The sequence below is a fragment of the Erwinia sp. PME.40.26/001 genome (assembly GCF_055556675.1).
Window position 1 is genome coordinate 1 of sequence record NZ_JBVHNP010000445.1, and the last position, 235, is coordinate 235.

Sequence of the window (235 nt, forward strand, 5' to 3'; positions counted from 1 at the left end):
TGCGCGATCTCCGCTCCGCCGATCGCGTCGGCCAGCCCGCGCGCCGCCTCCTGATCCTCAGGACCGCGGTAGTAGACGGTCGTCGTCGCGAAATCGGTCGTGTCGGAGTCCCCCGTCTGCACCGCGTCACCTGACCATCCGAGCGCGACGATCCGGTCGCGAAGTTCGCCGGCGAGCCCGGCGTTCCCGGTGCCGTTGAGCACGAGCACCGAGTACGACGTGTCGATGGCGGCCG

At 70.6% G+C, this 235-nt stretch carries 1 protein-coding gene; it reads right to left on the minus strand.

Annotation, left to right across the window (positions count from 1 at the left end; translation table 11 throughout):
• On the minus strand, positions 1-235 hold a 235-nt coding region (locus ACZ3HG_RS24910), incomplete at both ends, for a LytR C-terminal domain-containing protein (protein WP_465335229.1).